Source organism: Xanthomonas sp. JL1 (assembly GCF_038405005.1).
This window is the reverse complement of sequence record NZ_JBBYGR010000006.1, coordinates 15,240-37,950: the sequence shown is the minus strand read 5'-3', so window position 1 is coordinate 37,950 and position 22,711 is coordinate 15,240. Positions and strand designations below refer to the sequence as shown.

The following is a 22,711-nucleotide window of genomic DNA, read 5'->3' as shown; positions in this document are numbered from 1 at the left end:
GGTTTCATCTGCCGGTCATCCGCTCCGGTAGCATCCGTGATCTCCGATTTGAGCACTCCTTCTTCCAGCCCTTCGCTGGCTGCCGCCCTGCCGGCCGCCATCGCCGAGCCGTTTCTCGACCCGGCGATGTATCACGAAATCTTCCACAACATCGATGCCGGTTTCTGCGTCATCGACATGGTGTTCGACGGTGAGCAGGCGGTGGATTATCTGATCCGTACCACCAATGGCGCGTTCGAGCGCTACACCGGTCTGTCCACCAACGCACTGAACATTTCCATTCGCGACCTGCTCCCTGAGCATGAGCAGGAGTGGTTCGACCGCTACGGCCTTGTTGCCCGCACAGGCAACCGCATCCACTTTGAAATGCAGGCCAAGGCGCTCAAGCGCTGGTATTCGGTCGATGCGTTCCGCGTCGGGCGGCCGGACCAGGGGCGGGTGGCTGTCTTGTTCATGGACATTACCGAGCGCAAGCGTGTCGAGCGTGAGCTGGCCGAAAGCGAGGCGCGTTTCAGTGCGCTGGCCGACGGGTTGCCGATGCCGGTGTGGGTGCTGGACGCGCAGGGCGTGGTGCGCTTCGTCAACAGCGCGTACGGCGAATTCTTCGGCCTGGATATTTCCAGCGGCACGGTATCGGCGTGGAGCGAATTGCTGCATCCCGACGATTTGCCGACGTTTCAATTCGAGCTGGCGGCATCGCTGCAGGAACAACGCGGCCTGCGCGCACTGGTGCGTGCACGCCGCCATGATGGACAGTGGCGCTGGATCGAGATGACTGCCACGCCGCGCTATTCGGCCGATGGCCGGTTCATCGGCCTGGCCGGGAGCAGCCCGGATGTGACCGAGCAGCGCGAGATCGAGCTGGCGCGCGAGCAATTGCTCGAATCCGAGCGCAGCGCGCGCAACGAGGCCGAAAGCATGGCGCGGCTGAAGGACGAGTTCCTGGCCACGCTCTCGCACGAATTGCGCACCCCGCTGACCACCATCCTGGGCTGGAGCGAATTGCTGCTGCAGCGGGTGGAAGAAGGACACACCACCTACAAGGGCTTGTCGGTCATCGCCAGCAGCGCACGCGCGCAGAAGCGACTGATTTCCGACATGCTCGATCTCAGCAGCATGTTGTTGGGCAAGGTGCAGCTGGAAGTCGAATCGCTGGACCTGGCCGAGCAGGTGCGCGAAGCCTTGAACACCCAGGAACTGGCCGCCGAAGGCAAGGACCAGATACTGAAACTGCATGTGCCGCCCACGCCATGCCTGGTGCTTGGCGATGCCACGCGCCTGCAGCAGGTGGTATGGAATCTGCTTTCCAACGCGATCAAGTTCACCCCGGCGCATGGCCGTATCGACGTCAGTATCGAGCGCGACGACGGGCATCTGGTGGTGTCGGTCTGCGACTCCGGCGACGGCATTGCAGCCGAATTTCTGCCGCATCTGTTCGGACGTTTCCGTCAAGCCGATGGCACGACCACGCGCCAGCATGGCGGTTTGGGTCTTGGCCTGGCGATCGTGCAACAGCTGGTTGAAATGCACGGCGGCCAGGTCGGTGCCACCAGCGGCGGCCGCGGCAAGGGTGCGACCTTCACCGTGCGCTTGCCCGAACATATTCCCGATCAAGCCAAGCGTCCGCGTCGCGAATTGCGGCGGCGGCTGATGTCCGAACAGATTGTCGAGGCGCGCGCGCTCAACGGTCTGCGCCTGCTGGCGGTCGAAGACCAACCGGACATGCTCGATTATCTGCGGCGTTTGCTCGAAGAGCAGGGCGCCGAGGTGGTCACCGCCGGCAGCGCCACCGACGCATTGGCCTTGCTCGATCATCGCGGCCACGCCCGCTTCGATCTGATGCTCACCGATATCGGCATGCCCGGCATGGACGGCTACGGGTTGATCCGCACTGTGCGCGAAAACCTCGGACTGGATGCAACCGCGCTGCCGGCCGTGGCGGTGACCGCGCTGGCCCGCGAAGACGACCGCAATCGCGCGCTGGAGTCCGGGTTTCAAGAGCATCTCGCAAAGCCGTATAGCGTGGCGCAGTTGGTTGCTGCCGTGCGTGCTGCGCGCGACGCTGTGGAGTAACGCGTGTACGACGTTATTGCCGCGCGTGGGAGGTGTATTGGCCAGTGGGCTACGGCCACACCGTCGGATGCTTGCAGCAGGTCATCCGGATCAGGCGTGCTGAGGCGTTACGGCCGTCACTGCATTGGCAATGGAAACAGCCGACCGTTTCGCAACGGCCGGTTTTTTATTGATCTGTGGTCTCAACTGCCGATCCAGTTTGTCTGCAGCAATCAAGAGCAGCCAACAAAACGACTGCGCTCACCGCCAAGCGGGCGCGGCCGGTGCCCGGAATCGGCACATACCACGCGTCCACTGCGGTTCTGAGCGCGCTGTCCGCGCTCACCTGACGGTTGTTCGCTACGTTTTGTTAGCCGCGCTAAGAACACCTGCCGACGCAGGCACTGTGCGAACGCTAAAAGCAGTCGCCGGCAAGTGACGCGTTTTCTGCCTCTTTCACGCGCGCTGGCCTAGCGTGATGCGCTCTACTCCCAGAGATGGCGCAATGCCCAAATATGCCCCGCACGTGTATTCCGAACAGGTCCAGATCGCCACGCTCGAACCTTGGGTGTCTCTGCTCGATGGTCAGGAACGCGTACGGATCGAGCTCGACGACGGCAGCATGATCAGCGGCACGGTTGCCGTGCGTCCGAGTCTGCAGACCTACCTAGACGAACACCGCAAAGAAGGCGTCAACGGACAACTGCGCCTGGATCAGCTGGATGCCTCGCAAGAGCCGCAATGGATCTGGATGGACCGGATCGTCGCAGTGCACCCGATGCCGCTTGGCGCTGACCCACACGTCATGCCGTAAAGGCTGCGTGTTGACGATGTGTTTACTTCTCATCGTGCCGTTGGCGGCATGATGACCCGCTGCCGCCGCTGTTCAGGATTCCGCCGCAATGAATGCACCCGTGTTGACGTTCGCTCGCTGGCCGCTGTCGTTGATGGCGCTCGCCGTTCTTGCTGCATGTGGCGATACCGCCACGCTGGCCATCGAACAGGGGACGGGGCCGAATCCGCAATTGCCCGAGCCGGTGAAGCGTCTGATTCCCACCGTCAAGATAGCGCCGGTCAAGCGCTGGGCAGCCAATGCCAAGCCCATCGCTGCCGATGATCTGCAGGTTGCGGCGTTTGCGCGCGATCTCGATCACCCGCGTTGGATCTATGTGCTGCCCAATGGCGATGTGTTGGTGGCCGAAACTGCCGAGCCGCCCAAGCCCGAAGATGCCGAAACTGGCGGTGGACTGCGCAAGAAAGTGCAGGGCGCGATGATGAAAAAGGCCGGCGCGGCGGTGGCCAGCGCCAATCGCATCACGTTGCTGCGCGATGCCGATGGCGACGGTGTGGCAGAGGTGCGCACGCAGTTCGTCAGCGGCCTTTTTTCGTCGTTCGGCATGGCCCTGATTGGCGACCGTTTCTATGTCGCCAACGCCGATGCGCTGGTGAGTTTCCCGTACAAGCCTGGCGACACCCACATCACCGCCAAGCCGACCTTCGTGGCCAATCTGCCTGGCGGCATCAACCACCATTGGACCAAGTCGCTGTTGGCCAGCCCGGACGGGAGCAAGCTGTACGTGGGCGTCGGATCCAATAGCAACGTGGCCGAAAATGGCATGGAAGCCGAGTTGAATCGTGCGGCGATTCTGGAGATCGACCCGGCCACCGGCAACAGCCGCGTGTTCGCCAGTGGCTTGCGCAACCCGGTGGGCACTGCGTGGGAGCCGCAGAGCAAATCGCTGTGGGTGGTGGTCAACGAGCGCGACGAAATCGGCAGCGACCTGGTGCCGGATTACCTGACCTCGGTGCGCGACGGCGGCTTCTACGGCTGGCCGTATAGCTACTATGGTCAGCACCTGGACGAGCGCGTTAAACCGCAAAATGCCGAGTTGGTGGCCAAGGCGATCAAGCCCGATTACGCGCTCGGCCCGCACACCGCGTCGCTTGGCCTGACTTTCGCCAATGGCAGCGTGCTGCCTGAGCGCTTCCGCCAGGGTGCCTTCATCGGCCAGCACGGCTCATGGAATCGCGATCCGCCCAGCGGCTACAAGGTGCTGTTTGTCCCGTTTGCCAACGGCAAGCCAACCGGTACGCCGATCACGGTGCTGGATGGATTCCTGGATGCCGAAGGCAATGCGCAGGGCCGCCCCGTCGGCGTGGCGTCCGACCATAGCGGCGCACTGCTGGTGGCCGACGACGTGGGCAATGTGATCTGGCGGGTAACGCCGAAGGCGCGTTAAGAACGGTCAACAACACGTCGCCAGTAGCGGCCAGGTGGGCGCGGACGGCGCGCTCAGAACCGCAGTGGACGCGTGGTCCATGCCGATTCCGAGCACCGGGCTCGTCCCGCCTGGCGGTGAGCGCAGTCGTTCTGTTAGCCGCTCTACGTGCGGGCCGACAGTCCGCTTGTGCACTGGTTACATCGCCAGGTAAGCCGCCACGATCGCCATGAACATCCCTTCTGCCATCGGTGCATCTTCCTCCTCCCCTGTATAGGGGGAAGGTGCTCCGAAGAGGCGGATGAGCGGACGGGCCTGGTTTTGAATGTGTGGGCAGGGAATCAGCCGTTGCGCCACGCGTCGCCTCGCGCGCAACGCAACGGCTCCAACGATACTTCCCATCGTCAGCTTGGAAAAAATGAGCGAAACATCCCTCGGCCACCGAACGCGCTCTTGTGCGATAAACACAACAAGGCCCGGTCTCTGGTTGATCAGCGTGCCGGCAATCGCCGCGACACGCTGTAGTGAAGAACGTTAGATGACGCTCTCGTCGGAACGTGGCATTGGAAGATGGTTAGCTGGCCCCGCCACTTGAATCGACTTGCCGAGGCGCTTCCGGCGACGCACTGAAGCGGCGCGCATAGCCACGCTCCTCGGTAATACGGCTGATGTCGTCGTCGGCCATTTCCGGTGCGCCGTAGACCGCATAGGCCACTGTGCCATCGTCACGCTCACCGACCTGATGCAGGCGATAGAGAGGTCGACCGGCGCCGGTATTTTCGGGGTAATGCATCGGTGGCGGGGTGTCGTCCAGATCCATCTCGCTGTTGTCGACAACTCCTCCTACGAACAAGGCTCGCATCGCGTCTCTCCGCTGTGGGCTTGGATTCCAGCCTAGGCGGGCGGATGTTGTGTGCGCATCAATAGTCCGTATAGACATTGGAAGGCGCGCGCCGGGCATTTGACACAGGTCACTTACAATGGCGGCCTGTTCCCGACCCGATGATCCGATGGCTGGCCCGCACGATGCCCCGCTTCAAGCCCTGTTCCTGCCCTTCGCCCAAGGCGTGCTGCCGTGGTCGGAGGGGCCGGTGCTGTTCCTGCGCGCACGCGACGGTTTCCCGCTGCGCGAGCAGGCGGTGGCCGAGACGCTGACCTGCGAGCAGAGCTTCCGCCCGTTCGCCGAAGCGCTGGAGCGTAACGGCTGGAACGTGCGTGAAGAAAGCGAGATCGAGGCCGACAGCACGCGCTATGCACTGGTGCTGGTGCTGCCGCCGCGGCAGCGCGAAGAAGCGCGCGCCCTGTTCGCACGTGCGGTGGCGCTGACTGCGCCCGGTGGCCGCGTGGTGGCCTGTCAGTCCAACAACGAAGGCGCGCGCTCGGGTGAAGCCGATCTGCGCCAGCTCACCGGGCTGGCAGGTAGCCTGACCAAACACCACTGCCGCACCTACTGGACTGCGCCGCTGCCGGCCGACACCGACGCCACGCTGCAGGCGCGCTGGGCAGCGCTGGATGCGCCACGCAAGATCCTGGACGGCCGCTTTGTCAGCCGTCCCGGTGTATTCGCCTGGGATCGCATCGACCCGGCATCGGCGCTGCTGGTCGAGCATCTGCCCACCACGCTGGCTGGTCATGGCGCCGATCTGGGCGCAGGCTTCGGTTATCTATCGGCCGAAGTGCTGGCGCGGTGCCCCAAGGTCACTGTGCTGGATCTGTACGAAGCCCAGGCGCGCGCGCTGACGCTGGCGCGGCGCAATCTGCAGGGCATCACGCATCCGGCGCAGCTGCACTACCACTGGCGCGATGTCACCGCCGGGCTGGTGGCGCACTACGATTTCATCGTCAGCAATCCGCCTTTCCATACACCCTCGCGTGCCGACCGCCCGGATATCGGCCAACGCTTCATCGCGGTGGCTGCACAGGCGCTGCGCCCGGGCGGGCAACTGTTGTTGGTGGCCAACCGGCATTTGCCCTACGAACAGGTGCTCAACGAAAGTTTCGGGCAGGTGCGCGTGGCTGCAGAGCGCGATGGTTTCAAGCTGATCTCGGCCATCCGCGGCCGTGGAGCGCGCGCATGAAGCTGGTCAAACATATCGCCAATCTCGGTTATGGCAGCCGTAAGCAGGTGACCCAGCTGTTTCGACAGGGCGCGGTCACCGATGCGCAGGGCGAGGTGCTGTACGCCGACGACCAGGTGGAGCACGACGCCATCCGCATCGATGGCGAACCGCTCGATCCGCCACCGGGCTTCAGCCTGTTGCTGCATAAACCCGGCGGCTACACCTGTTCGACCAAGGACACCGGCCGGCTGATCTACGAGCTGTTGCCGCCACGCTTCCGTTCGCGTGCGCCGGTGCTGGCGCCGGTGGGCCGGCTGGACCGCGAAACCAGCGGCATGTTGTTGATGACCGACGACGGCGCGCTGCTGCATCGGATCATTTCGCCCAAATCCGCCCTGGACAAGGTGTACGACATCACCCTGGCCGAAGAGCTGCGTGGCGACGAAGCCGCGTTGTTTGCCAGTGGCAGCTTGCTGTTGGAAGGCGAAACCAAGCCGCTGTTGCCGGCCGAATTGGAGGTCCTTGGCCCACGCGAAGCGCGGCTGACCCTGCACGAAGGCCGCTACCACCAAGTACGGCGCATGTTCGCTGCCGCCGGCAATCACGTGGTTGCTCTACATCGCAGCCGCATTGGCGGCCTGTCGCTGGATGGATTGCCGTCCGGGCAATGGCGTGCGCTGGAAGCGAGCGATCTTGAGGTGTTGTTTGGTCGCGGTGCTGCCGCATGACGCAGATTGCAGCGCTGTCATTCCGCCCGCAGGCGGTGATCTTCGACATGGATGGCTTGATGCTCGACAGCGAGCGCGCCATCACCGCCTGCCTGGTGCAGGCCGCCGACGAGCAGGGCTTGCAGATCGAGCCGGCGTTCTGGTTGCGCATGGTGGGCACCGGCGATGTGGCTTGCCGGCTGTTGCTGGGCGAACGCATCGGCGACGCCTCTGCCGAGGCCACGCTGGCGCACGCGCAACGCTTGTATGCCGCTGCGGTCGAACGTGGCATCCCCCACCGGCCCGGCATCATCGCATTGCTGGAGTATCTGGCCGCGCAGGGCATGCCGCGTGCGGTGGCCACTTCTACCCAGCGCCCGCTGGCGCTGCGCAAGTTGGAAGCGGCCGATCTGCTGTGGCGCTTCGACGCGGTGTGCACGGCCAGCGATGTCGTCCATCCAAAGCCTGCGCCGGATATCTATCTGCTGGCCGCGCGCGCGCTGGCCGTGGACCCTACGCTCTGCCTGGTGCTGGAAGACTCGCCCATCGGCGTGCGCGCGGCATTGGCGGCCGGCATGACGCCTATCCAGATTCCGGACCTGCTCGAACCCGATGCCGCCGTGCGTGCGCTCGGCCATCGCATCCTCCCCTCGCTAGGCGATGCGCAGCGCTTGCTGGAAGCATGCTTGTCGGGTTGATGCGGTTGGTGGTGCTGCGCATCGGTACAACCACGTTGCGACCGGGCTTTTGTCACGGAGGTGCTGCAGCAACGCGCGACGCGCGTCATCAACCAGAGCCCGTCATCCCTTGTGCATCGGCAATCCAGTTTGCACTCACACGTACTGCATCTTGCGCGACATACCGCCGTCGACGATGACATCCTGCCCGGTAACGAAACCGGACAGCTGCGGCGCAAGCAGATAGACCGCCAGCTGTGCGATGTCTTCGGGCGTCCCCACGCGTCCGGCCGGATGCTGCGCATGATCGCGACGCGACAGCTTGGGCGCACGCCGACGTTGCGGCGCGCGCCACGCATCGGTGCTGATCCAGCCAGGGCTGATGCTGTTGACGCGCACCTGCGGGCCTTCGCTCAATGCCAGTGCATGCGTCAACGCCACCAAGCCGCCCTTGGCCGCGGCATAGGCTTCGCTATGCGGCGCCGATTGCCAGGCGCGGGTGGAGGCGATATTGACGATCGCACCGCCACCGGGTGCCTGTGTCAATGCAGGCAGCGCATGCTTGCTGCACAGGAAGGCGCCGTGCAGGCTGGAAAGGCGGCGGTTCCACTCATCCCAGTCCAGTTGCGACAGTGCCGCGCTATGCGGATCCGGCACGCCGGCATTGTTGACCAGGCCGTCGATGCGTCCGAAACGCTTGAGCGCCGTGGTGATCAGGCGCGCGGCCTGCGCTTCGCGCGCAGCATCGCAACGCACGAAAGCGCTATGACGTGGCAGCGCCCATTCCTGCAGGCAGGCCCTGCCGGCGTCGGCATCCAGATCGCCGATCATCACGCTGCCGCCGGCGCCCAGCACCGCTTGCGCAATGCCGCGGCCGATGCCTTGCGCGCCACCGGTGATCACCACCACGCGGCCCTGCAGTGGTGACGGGGTCCATGCGGAAATTGCGGGAGTCAGGGCCATGGCATGCTGCACATCGGTGAAGGTGGCCGCACTGTAGCGTGCGGGCTGTCGTCGTCTCAGCAAGACGGTGCGCGTGGGAGCGCTCAGTGCCCATGATGGCGCGCCCCTTGATGTCGTCATCCACGTTGGGTTTGATGGACTGCGCCTTCGTCTTCGCAATGCCAGGCAAGAGGCGTCGCACACTGTCGCTGCACGCGCAGTGCTGCTCTGCGTCCGTTCAATGGCAGCCCATCGCACGATGACTCGGTGCCACGCGTGCGAGCGCGCCCGGTGCGGCATGGATCACCCAACGACTTGGATGCTGAGCACGTGGCCCACACGCAGCTGATGACGTCCCACTGCGTTTTGCGCCTACTCCCTGCCGATCGCAGATGGGCAAGGATTCGCTGCCGCCCGCAGTCACGCGCAGCAGGCGCAACACTCAGTGCTCGGCCCCGTTCAACACACGTTGCCAACCATCGCTGCCCAGGCGTTCGAGCGTTTGGATATTGCGTTCGACGATCACGTCCGGGTCAGGGAACGCCGCCACCGCCCGCTCTACGCTGTCTTCGCGCAGCAGATGCAAGGTGGGGAAGGGCGAGCGGTTTGTGAAGTTGGCCACATCGTCCAGCGCGGCACCTGCGAATTGGTAATCCGGATGGAAGCTGGCCACTTGCAACACGCCTTGCAGATCCAGCGCATCCACCGCCGCATCGGCGTTGTCGAGGAAGTCGTTGTAGTCCAGGAAATCGGTGAGCACGTCCGGGTGCACGATCAGCGTGGTGTCGATCTGTTCGGCCGGCGTATCGCGCAGCAGGACCAGTTCTTCGGCCAGTTGTTCCAGCAAGGCTTCCGGCGTGCTGGCATCGCTGAGCACCAGCCGCACCTGATCCTTGACGTACACCGCCTTGGCGAACGGGCACAGGTTCAATCCGATCACCGCGCGTTCGATCCATTTGCGGGTGGCGGCGATTGGATCGGGCGTGGCAGGCGTCGTAGTCATCGTGGCGGCAGCGGGTTGGCAGGTCAGTGTATGCGATCGACATGCAGCAAGCCCGAAGGCAGGGATGGGTGGCAGCAGCAAGCGCTAGCAGCGCGTGTTCACCAGGACGCAAGCACTGCGGTCCGCGTCTGCGGCGACCGTCGCGCACTGCATGTTGCTCAAGCGTTGCCCGTCTGCGGCGCAGCGCCAAGCTGCTCTTGCAAGAACGCGACGGACGCCTGCGCAACGGCATCTGCCAGCGGCGTCTTGTGCGGCGACCCGATCGCATGCGCACCACTGTAGAAGGCAATCGCTTGCTTGTGTGCAGGCGCAGTGCCCAGCGCCACAAACATGTCCAGCATTGCCTGCACCGAGGCGGTCGCATCTTCGCGACCATCGGTGGCGCGGTCATCGCCCAGCAACACCGGGCAGCGCACCCGTGGCCAGGGTGGGTCGGTGGCAACCACCTGAAATAAGCTGCGCAAGGCGCGAAATCTATCCGGATGGATGGTCTCCGCCCAGAACGCGTGCGCGGCAGGTGTGCGCGGGCGCGGGTCCGTCAGCGGCGCCTGCGCGGCACACACCTGGTCGAGCAATGCCGGGTCGGCAGGCTGGATACCCGGCGACCAGGCGACCACTGCGGCAACCGCGTCCGGGCGCTGCGCGGCCAGCCACAAGCCCAGCCACAAGCCCAGCCACAAGCCCAGCGTTGCGCCCATCGACGAACCAATAATCGCAATCCGCTGGCCCATGCGCTGCGCCTGGGCCAGCGCCTCCAGCGCCGAGGTTTGCAACACCGCCGCAGTGAGCCCCTGCATTGCATCGGGGGTACTGAGTCCGTGCCCGGGCCAGCGATGCACGTCGGCATTGGCGGCCAGCGCATCGGCCATCTGCTCCGGTCGCGCGCCTGCTTCGCTCGTGCTGGTGCTGACGCCGTGCAGGTAGAGCAGCGCCAGCGGCGTGCGGATATCCGCCGCATGCTGCCAGTGGCAGCGCGCGGCATTGCCGGGTTTGAGCTCAGGGGCGTGCATGGCTGGCGTGCTGGGCGAGCAATGCCAGCAACTCGTGCGCGTTGATCGGTTTGGGCAGAGAGCCGGCGACACCGGCCGCGCTGGCCTCGCGCATCGAATCGGTACGCGTGTCGGCGGTCAGCACGATGATCGGCGGCAGTGCCGAGATCGCATCGCGTGCTTCGCGCAGCGCGTCCCAGCCGGACGTGCCGGGCATGTGCAGATCCAGAAACATCAGGTCAGGCGCCGCCTCGCGGATGCGCTGCACCGCATCGGACACCGCCAGTGCGATGTACAGCCCCAGGCCCACGCCGCCTTCGACGCGACTGAAACCTGTACTGAGCTGCGTGAACGGGGTGAAGATATAGGCCTTCTGATCGTCGGGCACGCCGACACTGTCACTGCCTGCAGCAGCTCGCGTTGCTGTGCCGGCATTTGCTCGGTGTCGATCAATTGCGCGCAGTTGATCAGCGCATTCAACGGCGTGCGCAATTGGTGACGCATGGTGCTGATGAAGCGGTTTTGCGCATCGCGCGATGCCAGCGCCTGCAGTGCCACTTCCTGCATCGCACGCACGATGCGCGCCGCCAGCAACGGCAGCACGATGATCAGCGCCACGGCATAGACGAAGTACGCCGGCCGCGACAGCCGGTAGCCTGCCGGCGCCGTCAACAGCATCAGCACGACGGTGGTGAGCAACACCGGAAAGATCGCACGCTGCCCATAGCGCGCCACCGCAGCGATAGCGATGGTGATGCACGGCAAAAATGCGTTCAACGGCATCAGCAGGATGAAGGCCAGGTAGGTCTGGACGCCGATGAACAGCACGTTCATCGCAACGCCCATCGCATCCAGCCATTCGCTGGGCGGAACGATCCGGCGGCGCACCAGCAGCATCCACACCACCGATAGCGCCCACAGACCCACCGCGGTGGGAAAGACGTGGTGTGCGTGCGTGACCAGCATTGGCTGCGGCCCGTACAGCCCGCCCAGGCACCACGCAGTCACGATGGTCTGCACGATCACGCGGCCAACGCAGGCGCGGTATTCCAGGAACGACTCGAAAACCGCACCAGTCTGTCGTTGCGCAACTGCCTGGCGGCCAGGATCAGGCCGGGCCTTGCGCCGTTGGGAGTGCGACGCATGAGGGTCCGCGTTGTCGGAGGGCAAGGTACGGCGGTAATGCTTGACCAGTAGACCAGCCGCCTTCGCCACCGCAGTGAAGCGCTGCGCAAGCGTGTCGCCCAGCGCGTGGCGGCTGGCGGCATCGCGTGATTGGTCGCAGGCGTTCAGCACCTGCTGAACGCCGGTCAGCGAGATGGTGTTCTTCAACGAATGGATCTGTTGCAAGGCTTGCGCCTGAGGCGTGCCGGCATCGCCGAGCGTACAGCTGGCGATGGCATGTTCGATCTCGACCACAAAGGCATCGGCAAATGCGGCTGCCGCCATCGGATCAAGCCCGGCCATGGTGTGCAGCGTCGAGCCCATTTCGATGCGTGGTTATGCGTGGGCGAGGCGGTGGCTCGCACTATCGCCCGATGCGTTCGTCGGCCTGTGGATGCGCAGGCGTTGCGACAGGCTGGCAAGTGGGCCGCGCACGCGCGTCCGCTATGCCAGCGCGGTGACGTGACGGTTGCAACCGCCGCGCATGCGCCCCGCAGGCCGCATGCGCCAACCCGGCGCATCCCGCTGCACTGCACGCATGGACAGCGCCGCACCGATCGTTGCAATCACCCAAGCGCACTCAGTCGCGGAAGTTGTCGAACTGCAGCGGCAGCTCGAAATCGGCCTTTTTCAGCAGCGCGATCGCGTCCTGCAGGTCGTCGCGCTTCTTGCCGGTGATACGCAGCTTGTCGCCGTTGATCTGCGCTTCGACCTTGAGCTTGGCTTCCTTCAACTTGGCCACCAGCTGCTTGGCCTGCTTCTGCTCGATGCCTTGCTTGACGGTCACTTTCTGCCTTGCGCCAGCCAGGTTGGTTTCCATATCGCCGAACTCCAGGCAGCGCACATCGATACCGCGTGCCAGCAACCGCGCGCGCAGGATGTCGGTCATCTGCTTGACCTGAAAATCGCTGGGAGCGGACTGGTTGATCACCTTGCCGTCTTCCAGTTCGAACTTGGCCTGGACTCCCTTGAAGTCGAAACGCGTGTCCAGCTCGCGGTTGGCCTGGTCCACCGCATTGGTCAGTTCGTGCTTGTTTACTTCGGACACGACGTCGAAGGAAGGCATGCAAAGCTCCTGCAATTGAAAAGCAGCAGCCATTCTAGGGCATCGTGCCGGCCCGGCCGTCATCCGGGCATTGGCGGGCGTGGCAGCGCCGTGGCGATAATGCGCGCATGCCCACCACCCGCTCTCCGCTTCCCGCCATCGCCTGGATGGTGGTCGCCGTGGCCTGCTTCTCGCTGATGGATGCGGGAATGAAACTGCTCTCGGCGCATTACCCACCGCTGCAGGTCACCTTGTTGCGCGGTGCCGCCTCGCTGCCGTTCGTGCTGGTGTGGGTGTTCGCCACCGCCGGTCCGCGCGCGATCGTGCCGGTGCGCTGGGGCCTGCATCTGCTGCGCGGGGCGCTGGGCATGGTGATGATCGGCTGCTTCGTCTATGGCTTGAAGCGCATGCCGCTGTCCACCGCGTACACGCTGTACTTCGTTGCGCCGCTGCTGGTGGCCGCGCTGTCGGTGCCGCTGCTGGGCGAGCATGTGGGCCCGCGTCGCTGGGCCGCGATTGGCATTGGCCTGGTCGGGGTGATCGTGGTACTGCGCCCGGGCGTGGACGGGCTGATCTCGCTGCCCGGCCTGATGGTGCTGCTGGCAGCCACGGCCTACGCCGTCGCGGCGATCACCGTGAGCCTGCTGACCCGCACCGACACCCCGCAAGCCATGGTGGTGTGGTTTCTGCTGTTTATGGCGATCGGCGCCGGGCTGCTGGCCATCCCCGGCTGGGTGCCGCTACACGCCGGGCACGCCGGGTTGATCGCCGGCATGGGCCTGGCCGGTGCGCTGGGCCAGGTCGCGCTGACCCAGGCCTTCATGCGCGGCGAGGCTTCGATGATCGCCCCGCTGGAATACACCGCCCTGGTCTGGGTGATCGGCTGGGACTGGCTGTTGTGGCAGACCCTGCCCGACAGCTGGACCTGGACCGGCGCCGGCATCATCGTTGCCAGCGGGCTGTATTTGTTGCGCCGGGAGCCGATACGCAGGGCTGACCGTCCACCGCCGCTGGATAGGCCGTGAGGACGAGATTCGAGATTCGGCATTCGGGATTGGCAACAGCGGGGACGCCGTTGTCCTTGCGAATCCCCAATCTCCAATCCCGATGGTAGGCTTCACGCCCCCCAGTCGGCCACGCCCGGTGATCGAGTTTCAGCGCCTGCACAAGTCCTATTCCGTCGACGGTCGTCAGATCGTGGCGCTGCATCCGCTCGATTTGCGGATCGGCCCCGGTGAGGTGTTCGGCATCATCGGCCATTCCGGTGCCGGCAAGTCCACGCTGATCCGGCTGATCAACCGGCTGGAAGAGCCCAGCGGCGGTCGTCTGCTGATCGGCGACGAGGACGTGACCGCGCTGGACAGCCAGGGCCTGCGTGCCTTGCGTCGCCGCATCGGCATGATTTTCCAGCACTTCAACCTGCTGTCCTCGCGGACCGTGGCCGGCAATGTCGCCTTCCCGCTTGAACTGGTCGGCACGCCGCGTGCCGAGATCGATGCGCGCGTGGCCGAGCTGCTGGCCCGGGTCGGGCTGCAGGAGCAGGCCAACCAGTATCCGGCGCAACTATCGGGCGGACAGAAGCAGCGCGTGGGCATTGCGCGCGCGCTGGCCACCGGGCCGCAGATCCTGCTGTGCGACGAGGCCACCAGCGCGCTGGACCCGCAGACCACCGCCTCGGTGCTGCAGCTGCTGGCGCAGATCAATCGCGAGCTCGGTCTGACCATCGTGCTGATCACCCATGAGATGGACGTGATCCGTCGCGTCTGCGACCGCGTGGCGGTGCTGGACGCCGGCAAGCTGGTGGAAACCGGCCCGGTGACCGAGGTGTTCCTGCATCCCAAACACGTCACCACCCGGCGCTTCGTGTCCGAAGCCGAGCATCTGGACGAAGCCGAACTGCATCGCGATTTCGCCGCCGTTGGCGGGCGCATCGTGCGGCTGACCTTCCTGGGCAACGGCACCTACGAACCTGTTTTGGGCCGCATCGCCCGCGACACCGGGGTGGACTACAACATCCTGTCCGGGCGGGTGGATCGCATCAAGGACACGCCCTACGGCCAGCTCATCGTCGCCCTGACCGGTGGCGACCAGACCGCTGCGCGCGCCGGCTTCGTTGCTGCCGGTGTGCAGGTGGAGGATCTGCGCGTATGAACCCGATCGTTGCAGCCGCTGGCGGTTTCTTCCGCAATCTCGATGCCGCCAAGTGGGGCGATATCGGCCAGGCCACCCTGGATACCCTGTTGATGCTCGCCGGCGCGCTGCCGCTGACCTTGCTGATCGGCCTGCCGCTGGGCGTCGCGCTGTTCCTGTGCGGTGCGCCGCAGCTGCGCCGCCGCCCGCTGCTGTACGGGGCGCTTGCGGCGTTGATCAACCTGCTGCGCTCGGTGCCCTTCATCATTCTGATGATCGCCATGATTCCGCTCACGCTGATGCTGATGGGCACCTCGCTCGGCGTGCGCGGCGCAATCCTGCCGCTGGTGGTCGGCGCCGCACCGTTCTATGCGCGCCTGGTGGAAACCGCGCTGCGCGAGGTCGATCGCGGGATCATCGAAGCCAGCCAGGCGATGGGCGCCAGCACCCGCCAGCTGGTGCTGCGCGTGCTGTTGCCCGAAGCGCGCCCCGGCCTGATCGCCGGCGCCACCGTGACCACCATCGCGCTGATCGGCTTCACCGCGATGGGCGGTGCGATCGGCTCCGGCGGCCTGGGCGATGTGGCCTACCGCGAAGGCTATCTGCGCTCGCATTCGGACGTGGCGCTGATCACCGTGATCGCCTTGCTGGTGCTGGTGCAGGTGCTGCAGATGCTGGGAGACCGCCTGGTGGCGTACTACAGCCGGCGGTGAGCGGCGCTGCGTTCGGGGCATCGCTGCCACACGCGGCGTCTGGTAGGTTGAGGGCCTGCGGCACGCCCGCGTTCCTCCTCACACGGATCCCTACATGAGCACATTCGCGTTTCGTTCCCTCCTGGCCGCAGCCACGCTGGCATTGGCGTCCTGTGGCGGAGGTGGCAGCAGCGGCGGCGACACCCTGACCGTTGCCGCCACGGCAGTGCCGCATGCCGAAATCCTGGAAGTGGTCGAACCGCTGCTGGCCAAGCAGGGGGTCAAGCTCGATGTGCGCGTGTTCAACGACTACGTGCAGCCGAACGATCAGGTCGTGCAGAAGCAGATCGACGTCAATTACTTCCAGACCGAACCCTATCTGGACGCGTACAACCGCGACCGCAAAAGCCAGCTGGTAACCGTGGTCGGCGTGCATATCGAACCGTTCGGTGCGTATTCGCGTCACTTCAAGGCGCTGGCCGATCTCCCCAACGGCGCCGATGTGGTGATCCCCAACGACCCGAGCAACAGCAGCCGCGCGCTGATCCTGCTCGACAAGGCCGGGGTGATCAAACTCAAGGACCCGGGCAACGCGCTGTCCAGCCAACGCGACATCGTCGAAAACCCCAAGCAGCTCAAATTCCGCGAGCTCGATTCGGCCATGCTGCCGCGCGTGCTGGACCAGGTGGATCTGGCGTTGATCAATACCAATTACGCACTCGACGCCGGGCTCAACCCCACACGCGATGCGCTGGCGATCGAAAGCAAGGACTCGCCGTACGTCAACTTCCTGGTGGCGCGCGCCGACAACAAGGACGACCCGCGCGTGCAGAAACTGGCCAAAGCGCTGACCAGCCCGGAAGTGAAGGCCTTTATCGAGCGCAAGTACAAAGGCGCGGTGCTGCCGGCGTTTTGAGAGCGAGGACTGAAACGGCTGCGCTCTGTGTGAGCGGAGCGCGGTCGGCGCCTTTGCGGCATGAACCACTTGTCCACTTCGGTTTCTGCGCATTGGCCATGTCCGTCTGACGGTTGCCCGCTACGTGATTGTTTCGCTCTTGCTTAACGGCGCTCCGAGCAACGCGCTGCGTCAACGTTGGCGATGATTTCTGTGTTGTCGTCGCTGATTTTCCTGCGGATGCGCGTAATCCTTTACAGCGCGCACCAGCCTGCCGCGACCACTGTCGGGTGCGCGCGGTTGCGGTGCCGGAGTTCGGCACTTATCAGCGTCGAACACGTGCCGCTGCACGCCTGCGTAGTAGCGTGATCGGCCATCTGTTTCCGGCAGTCTCCCGATGCCTTTGCTGCTTGCCATTCCGCTGGCCGTGATCATTGCCCTGGCGGTGTTCGTGGTGCTGTTCCCGTTGTCGCTGCTGCAGCGCTTTCGCATGGGCACTGCACCTCGTCAGGCGCGTGGCTGGCTACTGATGATCAATCTGGTGTCGGCTGGCATGTCCAGCGTGCTGTTTTTGATCTTCAGCCTGGTCGCGGCGGCGTTCTGGCCCGGTGCGATCAGCCACGCCGCATTCGGCTGGGCCTGCGGGTTGGCGCTCGGGGTGTTGGCGCTGCGCCTGACCCGCTTCGAGCGCACCACGCAAGGCCTGTTTTACCGGCCGAACCTGTGGTTGATGCTGGCCTTGACCGCGTTGGTCGTGGTGCGGGTGATCGCCGGGATGGTGCATGGCTGGCGCAGCGCCTGGCAGGGCGCAGCCTGGCCGACCGAGGGATGGCTCAGTCATGCCAGTCTGCTCAGCGCTGCCGGCGTCCTGCTCGGTGATGCGCTCGCCTACGCCACCTTGCTGTGGTGGCGCTGGCGCAGCGCACGTCTGCGCGGCAGCGTTTATTGGCGCTGAGTGCGTGTGCAGCTTGCGGCAGGCGATGGTGTTGGACTGACACACAAGATGCGTCTCGCCGCTTGCGCGTGCATGCAGCAAAGAATGGTGATTGGAGCGAAGCGATAGGTCGGATGTCTGGAAGATGCAACGCTTCCCGCAATCGCGTATGGACAGCTGATCACCAGGTCATCGCTTCGTTGCGTGGTTATGCGATCTTGAAGTCGCACACGTCGCGTACAAGAAAAAACGGGCCGTGCGGCCCGTTTTTTCTTCAACTGAACACCCGTCTGGCTGGTGCGTGCTTAGAAGCGCGCGCCGATGCCGAAGCCAACGGTCCACGGATCCAGTTTCAGCTCGCTGCCGGTGCCCTGGCCAGCCACGCGCAGTTCCGGACGCGAACGCATGTAGCGGGCGTCGGCACGTGCGAACCAGGTGGAGTTGATGTTCATGTCCACACCAGCGGTGCCGATGACGCCCTTGGCGGTGCTCAGACCCACGTGATCGCCGCTGGTCGACGCCGCATCGATCTTCTCGTTGCTGAAGTTCGACTCGTAGTAGCCCACGCCCACGAACGGACGGAACACGTTGTCGGCTTCGCCGAAGTGGTACTGACCGCTGATGGCGATCGGCTGCTGATCGACGGTACCGACCTTGCCCACGCCATCGGCGTTGACGCGGTGGTTGATCTTGTCGGCTGCGCCCCACAATTCAACGGCCCAGTTGTCGTTGACGTAGTAGCTGGCGCTCAGCGTCGGTGCCGGGCCGCCATCGACGTCCAGGCCCGGAGCCGGGTTGTTCTTGGGGTTCAGCAGCGCCACGCCGCCGACCACGGCCCAATGCTTCCCCGAAGCAGTGTCGCCGTTGCTGGACATCGTGCTGGAAGAAGTCGAGGAGGCGTCGCCGGTATAGGTGGTGTCCTGCGCGAACGCGGACGGTGCAATCGCAAGTGCAGATACAGCAGCCAGGCTCAGGATGGAAATGGAACGCATGAGGGTCTCCTCAGTTTTGTTGTTAGGCCCGTGGAGTGGGCCGAGCCAAAACTAGTCCTGAAAATATGAATCCACGCCGACCTGTATCCCGCTAAGATTTCGTTCGTTCAGGAAGTCCCTCAAGAAGACCGTCGTTACGTCATGCAGCCTGAAAAAGATATTCACGCAGATGCGATTGCCGTGACGAAAAAACGCGTCAACCAAGGGCTGCCAGCGCACATTCGCAGCGATTGCAGGGTGTTGCTGCTCGGCTCGATGCCCGGTGTCGCATCGTTGGAAGCAGCGCGTTACTACGCACACCCACGCAATCGCTTTTGGCCCTTGATGCATGCCCTTTTGGGCCTTGATGCAGCGGCAAGCTATGCATCGCGCTTGCAAGCATTGCTCGACCATCGTGTGGGTGTGTGGGATGTCATCGGCCAATGCGAGCGGCGCGGCAGTCTGGATACGTCCATCGTGGCGGCGAGCATCGTGGTCAATCCGCTGCCCGCGCTGTTGGTCACGCTGCCGCAGCTGCGCTTGGTGGCTTGCAATGGCGCTGCGGCAGCGCAGGCGTGGCGCCGGCATGTGCAGCCGCTGCTGTCGGCGAAGCTGCGCGCGCTGCCAGTCGTCGCTTTGCCGTCCACCAGCCCGGCCAATGCCGCCTGGTCGCTGCCGCGGCTGGCGACAGCCTGGCAACCGGTGTGCGATGCGGTGCGCTAGCTCATGGTGAGATGACGTACGGTCATTGTGGAATGCGAGCGCCGTGCATTGGACGACGCGACTGCAGCACCACCTGGCTCTGATTGCGGATGCACACCGCTGGCACAGCTGCAGACGCGCGCGCTGCGTGCATCGGGGCCGCAGGCCGGACGTCATGCCAGCGCACAACGCAAGTGGCGATATGACGATCAAGCCCGCAATCACGATGGCAGCCCGCGTGCTGCTAGGCCTGCTGGGCGCCGTAAGCGCAGCCAGTGCAGACGACACGCACTGCGAGGTCAGCAGCGATGACGACCTCACGCTCAACCCGCGCAGCCTGATCCTGATCCGTGAATCAGGCACGCCGCAACGCTTGGTCATGCGCCAGGGCGTCTTGTGCGTCGACGACCGCTGGGTGGAACCGAAAGCCGACGATCGCACCCGCCTGATTCAGTTCGAGCGCCAGATCCGGGATGGCGTGCCGCTGGCGCAGGCAGTGGGTCGCGCAGCGGCCGATATCGCAATCACTGCACTGGGCGAAGTGGCCGCTGGCTTCAGTCGCAACCCGGAGGCCACGCGTGCGCAGCTGGCAAACGTGCGCGAGAAGATCGACATACGCTTGAAGCAGAGTTTCAGCAAAAGCCAGCTGACCCTGGTCGAGATCGACGACGCCATCGGCGCGCTGGTGGCCGAGTTGCTGCCGCAGCTGATCGGCGATGTGGTGGCCGGTGCGGTGCAGTCCGCAATCACCGGGAACGACGTGCAGCTGCGTTCGCTCGATGGCCTGGAAGCGCGCATCGAGCGCCTGGTCGAACCGCAAGCGCGTGCATTGCGGCCGCGCGCGCAGCAGTGGTGCCGGCGCCTGGAAGCACTCGATGGGTTGGACAATGCGCTGGCGTATCGTTTGCCGTCGGGCGAGCCACTGCAACTGTTGCGGGTCGATCGACGCACGGTGAAATGATCGGTGCACGCACGCATGCGGGCACTGCATCCCGCCGGCCGAGCGATTTTTGCACGGCAATGGTTGGCGCTGCGGCCCGCAGCCGGCCACAATAGGGGTTTCCCCATTCTGTTGCCGGAGTTCCCCCGTATGGCCGAAATCAAGGAAGCACTTGTCCCCGATATCGGTGACTACAGCGACGTCCCGGTAATCGAGGTGCTGGTGTCCGTCGGCGATACGGTCAGCAAGGACCAGAGCCTGGTCACGCTGGAATCGGACAAGGCCACCATGGAAGTGCCGTCGTCGGTGTCCGGCGTGGTCAAGGAGATCAAGGTGAAGCTGGGTGATTCGCTCTCGCAGGGCGCGCTGGTGGCATTGATCGAAGTGGCCGATGCCGGCGTCGATGCCGGCGCTGCTGCTGCAGCCAAGCCCGCAGCTGCTGCTGCTGCGCCCGCCGCGCCGGCCAAGGCCGCTCCTGCGTCTGCCCCGGCACCCGCGGCCAAGGCCGAAGCCGCTGCGCCTGCTGCCTCCTCGAACGGCGGCCTGACCGAAGCGCGCGTGCCCGATATCGGCGATTACACCGACATCCCGGTGATCGAAGTGCTGGTCGCTGTCGGCGATACCGTCGCCAAGGACCAGAGCCTGGTCACCCTGGAATCGGACAAGGCCACGATGGAAGTGCCGTCCTCGGCGGCCGGCGTGGTCAAGGAGCTCAAGGTCAAGGTCGGCGACCTGCTCTCGCAGGGCAGTGTGGTGGCAATCATTGCAGCCAGCGATGGCGGTGCGGGGGCGGCGCAGTCGTCCGTCAAGCCCACCACCGACACCGCCGAGACGGCGGGCAAGGTCGAGCCGGTCGCCGTGCCGGCCGAGCCGGACAAGCTGGCCCAGCGCGAAATTGCGCAGGTGCAGGGCGCCCGTTCCGGCGCAGCTGCGCAGTCCGCGCAGGTCAGCCAGCCGTCGGCCGGCAACCCGAGCAGCCCGCCGGTGACCTTCGATGCCGACAGCGTGCTGCCGTCCAAGGTGCCGTACGCCAGCCCGGTGGTGCGCGTGTTCGCACGCGAACTGGGCGTAGACCTGAACCAGCTCAAGGGCAGTGAAAAGGGCGGCCGCATCACCCGCGAAGACGTGCAGCGCTTTGTGAAGGCGGCACTCAGCGGCGGCGCACCTGCCGCCGCCGGCGCTGTGCCGGCCGGTGGCGCCAACGGCCTGAACCTGCTGGCCTGGCCGAAGGTGGACTTCAGCAAGTTCGGCGAGACCGAAACCCAGCCGCTGTCGCGCATCAAGAAGATTTCCGGAGCCAACCTGGCGCGCAACTGGGCCATGATTCCGCACGTCACCCAGTTCGAGTCGGCCGACATCACCGACCTGGAAGCCCTGCGCGTGGCCCTCAACAAGGAAAACGAGAAGGCGGGCATCAAGCTCACCATGCTCGCCTTCCTGGTCAAGGCCAGCGCCGCGGCGTTGAAGACGTTCCCCGAGTTCAACGCCTCGCTGGATGCGGCCGGCGAAAACCTCACGCTGAAGAAGTACATCAACATCGGCTTCGCGGCCGATACACCGAATGGCCTGGTGGTGCCGGTGATCCGCGACGTCGACAAGAAGGGCGTGCTGCAGATCGCGCAGGAAAGCGGCGAACTGGCCAAGAAGGCGCGCGACGGCAAGCTGGGTCCGGCCGACATGAGCGGCGGCTGCTTCTCGATCAGCTCGCTCGGCGGCATCGGCGGTACCGCGTTCACGCCGATCATCAATGCGCCGGAAGTGGCGATCCTGGGCGTGTCCAAGTCGGCGATGCAGCCGGTCTGGAACGGCAAGGAGTTCGTGCCCAAGCTGATGCTGCCGTTGTCGCTGAGCTACGACCACCGGGTCATCGACGGCGCGCTGGCGGCCCGTTTCACCACCTACCTCAGCCAGGTGCTGGCCGACATGCGTCGCGTCCTGCTGTGAGGGCTGCGCTGCTGACCATCGCCGTGCTCGGTGTACTGCCGTGGACAACGGCAGTTGCACGCGAATGCGGGAGCACGCTCGGGCGCGGCTGGCCGCCGGCCGTGGGCAACGACGGCACTGCCGTCACCACGCTGCTGGATGGCAGCACCCAGCCGGCCTTGGCGTTGCTGACGCTGCCCACACGTGGCGTGGAGAGCGCGGTGTCGCTGGTGCCGGGCAAGGACGGTGCCGACCGGACCCTGCGGCATAGCCGCGCCGATGAGCGCGTCTACAACTGGGTCAGCCAGACCGACCGCGGCAGCGTGCAGTTCCGCACAGAGCAGCCCCCGGAAACGGTCGAGATCCCGATTCTGGCGGCTCTGGCGAAGCGCCTGGTCAGCAACTGGACCAACACGCTGACCCAGCTCGCACCGATCGGACGCACTGCGCCGGTGAGCGAGGGCGAAGTGCTCTCATTCCAGGTCGATGGCGTGCGCTACAGCGGCGCGCGGCCGAGCTGCGGCGGCGGCGCGTTGCTGCTGCAACAGGCCGCGCTGCTGATCGAAGCCAGCGAAGGCAATGAAAAGAAGCGCGACAAGCGCTGGACCCAAATCGAATCGTCGCTGGATGAACTCCAGCAGACGCTTGCCGGCACGGCCGGTTGAG

22 protein-coding genes, 2 other RNA genes and 2 pseudogenes are annotated in these 22,711 nt (G+C 65.0%); 16 read left to right on the top strand and 10 right to left on the bottom strand.

Annotated features, from left to right (window positions below; all coding sequences use genetic code 11):
• The first annotated feature begins 36 nt into the window (after positions 1 to 36).
• The 4 genes from WJW29_RS01245 (at position 37) to WJW29_RS01230 (ending at position 4,292) form a co-directional block, all read left to right on the top strand.
• Positions 37 to 2,073 carry a PAS domain-containing sensor histidine kinase gene (locus WJW29_RS01245; protein ID WP_042464467.1) on the top strand — a complete coding sequence of 679 codons (2,037 nt, stop codon included), beginning with the start codon at positions 37 to 39 and terminating at the stop codon, positions 2,071 to 2,073.
• Between the two features lie 280 nt (positions 2,074 to 2,353).
• A non-coding RNA gene (locus WJW29_RS01240) (sX9 sRNA) lies at positions 2,354 to 2,428 on the top strand.
• A 129-nt stretch (positions 2,429 to 2,557) separates the two neighbouring features.
• Positions 2,558 to 2,866 carry a DUF3247 family protein gene (locus WJW29_RS01235; RefSeq protein ID WP_011407561.1) on the top strand — a complete coding sequence of 103 codons (309 nt, stop codon included), beginning with the start codon at positions 2,558 to 2,560 and terminating at the stop codon, positions 2,864 to 2,866.
• A gap of 88 nt (positions 2,867 to 2,954) precedes the next feature.
• Positions 2,955 to 4,292 carry a sorbosone dehydrogenase family protein gene (locus WJW29_RS01230; protein WP_011407562.1) on the top strand — a complete coding sequence of 446 codons (1,338 nt, stop codon included), beginning with the start codon at positions 2,955 to 2,957 and terminating at the stop codon, positions 4,290 to 4,292.
• A 4-nt stretch (positions 4,293 to 4,296) separates the two neighbouring features.
• Here WJW29_RS01230 and WJW29_RS01225 read toward each other — a convergent pair.
• From WJW29_RS01225 to WJW29_RS01215, 3 genes are all read right to left on the bottom strand, one after another.
• Positions 4,297 to 4,373, bottom strand: a non-coding RNA gene (locus tag WJW29_RS01225) — sX9 sRNA.
• Between the two features lie 96 nt (positions 4,374 to 4,469).
• Positions 4,470 to 4,739 carry a hypothetical protein gene (locus WJW29_RS01220; protein WP_042464469.1) on the bottom strand — a complete coding sequence of 90 codons (270 nt, stop codon included), beginning with the start codon at positions 4,737 to 4,739 and terminating at the stop codon, positions 4,470 to 4,472.
• A 106-nt stretch (positions 4,740 to 4,845) separates the two neighbouring features.
• Positions 4,846 to 5,133 (bottom strand): hypothetical protein, encoded by a 288-nt coding sequence (locus tag WJW29_RS01215; RefSeq protein ID WP_011407564.1) that lies wholly within the window; start codon positions 5,131 to 5,133, stop codon positions 4,846 to 4,848.
• Positions 5,134 to 5,281: 148 nt separating this feature from the next.
• Here WJW29_RS01215 and WJW29_RS01210 point away from each other — a divergent pair, with 148 nt between their 5' ends.
• The 3 genes from WJW29_RS01210 to WJW29_RS01200 are packed head-to-tail and all read left to right on the top strand — an operon-like array spanning position 5,282 to position 7,736.
• A complete protein-coding gene (locus tag WJW29_RS01210; RefSeq protein ID WP_011407565.1) occupies positions 5,282 to 6,349 on the top strand; it encodes a class I SAM-dependent methyltransferase in 1,068 nt (355 codons plus the stop codon).
• Positions 6,346 to 7,059 (top strand): 16S rRNA pseudouridine(516) synthase, encoded by a 714-nt coding sequence (locus tag WJW29_RS01205; RefSeq protein ID WP_011407566.1) that lies wholly within the window; start codon positions 6,346 to 6,348, stop codon positions 7,057 to 7,059. The genes WJW29_RS01210 and WJW29_RS01205 overlap by 4 nt, the downstream gene beginning before the upstream one ends.
• Positions 7,056 to 7,736: an HAD family phosphatase gene (locus tag WJW29_RS01200; RefSeq protein WP_011407567.1), complete on the top strand. Its 681-nt coding sequence runs from the start codon at positions 7,056 to 7,058 to the stop codon at positions 7,734 to 7,736. Before WJW29_RS01205 ends, WJW29_RS01200 begins: the two co-directional genes overlap by 4 nt.
• Before the next feature lie 135 nt (positions 7,737 to 7,871).
• Here WJW29_RS01200 and WJW29_RS01195 read toward each other — a convergent pair whose 3' ends face one another.
• From WJW29_RS01195 to WJW29_RS01170, 6 genes and pseudogenes are all read right to left on the bottom strand, one after another.
• A complete protein-coding gene (locus WJW29_RS01195; RefSeq protein WP_011407568.1) occupies positions 7,872 to 8,678 on the bottom strand; it encodes an SDR family oxidoreductase in 807 nt (268 codons plus the stop codon).
• A 421-nt stretch (positions 8,679 to 9,099) separates the two neighbouring features.
• A complete protein-coding gene (locus tag WJW29_RS01190) occupies positions 9,100 to 9,660 on the bottom strand; it encodes a DUF1415 domain-containing protein (protein WP_011407569.1) in 561 nt (186 codons plus the stop codon).
• 158 nt (positions 9,661 to 9,818) lie between these two features.
• On the bottom strand, positions 9,819 to 10,670 hold the full coding sequence (locus tag WJW29_RS01185) for a lysophospholipase (RefSeq protein WP_011407570.1): 852 nt from the start codon (positions 10,668 to 10,670) through the stop codon (positions 9,819 to 9,821).
• A pseudogene (locus WJW29_RS01180) lies at positions 10,657 to 11,794 on the bottom strand (response regulator). Before WJW29_RS01180 ends, WJW29_RS01185 begins: the two are co-directional and overlap by 14 nt.
• Positions 11,790 to 12,248 (bottom strand): annotated as a pseudogene (locus WJW29_RS01175) (hypothetical protein); the annotation flags it as partial. The pseudogenes WJW29_RS01180 and WJW29_RS01175, both read right to left, overlap by 5 nt.
• A gap of 145 nt (positions 12,249 to 12,393) precedes the next feature.
• Positions 12,394 to 12,879, bottom strand: a complete 486-nt coding sequence (locus WJW29_RS01170) for a YajQ family cyclic di-GMP-binding protein (RefSeq protein ID WP_011257604.1) — start codon at positions 12,877 to 12,879, stop codon at positions 12,394 to 12,396.
• A 107-nt stretch (positions 12,880 to 12,986) separates the two neighbouring features.
• Between WJW29_RS01170 and WJW29_RS01165 the strand changes: the two genes are divergently transcribed.
• The 5 genes from WJW29_RS01165 (at position 12,987) to WJW29_RS01145 (ending at position 17,530) form a co-directional block, all read left to right on the top strand.
• A complete protein-coding gene (locus tag WJW29_RS01165; RefSeq protein WP_011407572.1) occupies positions 12,987 to 13,883 on the top strand; it encodes a DMT family transporter in 897 nt (298 codons plus the stop codon).
• Between the two features lie 118 nt (positions 13,884 to 14,001).
• Positions 14,002 to 15,009: a methionine ABC transporter ATP-binding protein gene (locus WJW29_RS01160; RefSeq protein WP_011407573.1), complete on the top strand. Its 1,008-nt coding sequence runs from the start codon at positions 14,002 to 14,004 to the stop codon at positions 15,007 to 15,009.
• Positions 15,006 to 15,701, top strand: coding sequence for a methionine ABC transporter permease (locus WJW29_RS01155; RefSeq protein WP_011257607.1), 696 nt, complete (start codon positions 15,006 to 15,008; stop codon positions 15,699 to 15,701). The genes WJW29_RS01160 and WJW29_RS01155 overlap by 4 nt, the downstream gene beginning before the upstream one ends.
• A gap of 94 nt (positions 15,702 to 15,795) precedes the next feature.
• Positions 15,796 to 16,596: a MetQ/NlpA family ABC transporter substrate-binding protein gene (locus tag WJW29_RS01150; RefSeq protein ID WP_011407574.1), complete on the top strand. Its 801-nt coding sequence runs from the start codon at positions 15,796 to 15,798 to the stop codon at positions 16,594 to 16,596.
• Between the two features lie 376 nt (positions 16,597 to 16,972).
• Positions 16,973 to 17,530, top strand: coding sequence for a CcdC protein domain-containing protein (locus WJW29_RS01145; RefSeq protein ID WP_011257609.1), 558 nt, complete (start codon positions 16,973 to 16,975; stop codon positions 17,528 to 17,530).
• Positions 17,531 to 17,814: 284 nt separating this feature from the next.
• On the opposite strand, the gene WJW29_RS01140 is transcribed toward WJW29_RS01145, so the two are convergent.
• Positions 17,815 to 18,501 carry an OmpW family outer membrane protein gene (locus WJW29_RS01140; protein WP_011257610.1) on the bottom strand — a complete coding sequence of 229 codons (687 nt, stop codon included), beginning with the start codon at positions 18,499 to 18,501 and terminating at the stop codon, positions 17,815 to 17,817.
• A gap of 141 nt (positions 18,502 to 18,642) precedes the next feature.
• Here WJW29_RS01140 and WJW29_RS01135 point away from each other — a divergent pair, with 141 nt between their 5' ends.
• The 4 genes from WJW29_RS01135 (at position 18,643) to WJW29_RS01120 (ending at position 22,710) form a co-directional block, all read left to right on the top strand.
• Positions 18,643 to 19,203, top strand: coding sequence for a DNA-deoxyinosine glycosylase (locus WJW29_RS01135; RefSeq protein ID WP_011257611.1), 561 nt, complete (start codon positions 18,643 to 18,645; stop codon positions 19,201 to 19,203).
• Between the two features lie 181 nt (positions 19,204 to 19,384).
• Positions 19,385 to 20,143 (top strand): DUF2884 family protein, encoded by a 759-nt coding sequence (locus WJW29_RS01130; protein ID WP_011257612.1) that lies wholly within the window; start codon positions 19,385 to 19,387, stop codon positions 20,141 to 20,143.
• A 129-nt stretch (positions 20,144 to 20,272) separates the two neighbouring features.
• Entirely contained in the window at positions 20,273 to 22,066 is a 1,794-nt protein-coding gene (locus tag WJW29_RS01125; RefSeq protein WP_011257613.1) for a dihydrolipoyllysine-residue acetyltransferase, read from the top strand.
• Complete coding sequence (locus tag WJW29_RS01120; protein WP_011257614.1) at positions 22,063 to 22,710, top strand: hypothetical protein; 648 nt, start codon at positions 22,063 to 22,065, stop codon at positions 22,708 to 22,710. Before WJW29_RS01125 ends, WJW29_RS01120 begins: the two co-directional genes overlap by 4 nt.
• The last annotated feature ends 1 nt before the right edge of the window (position 22,711 follow it).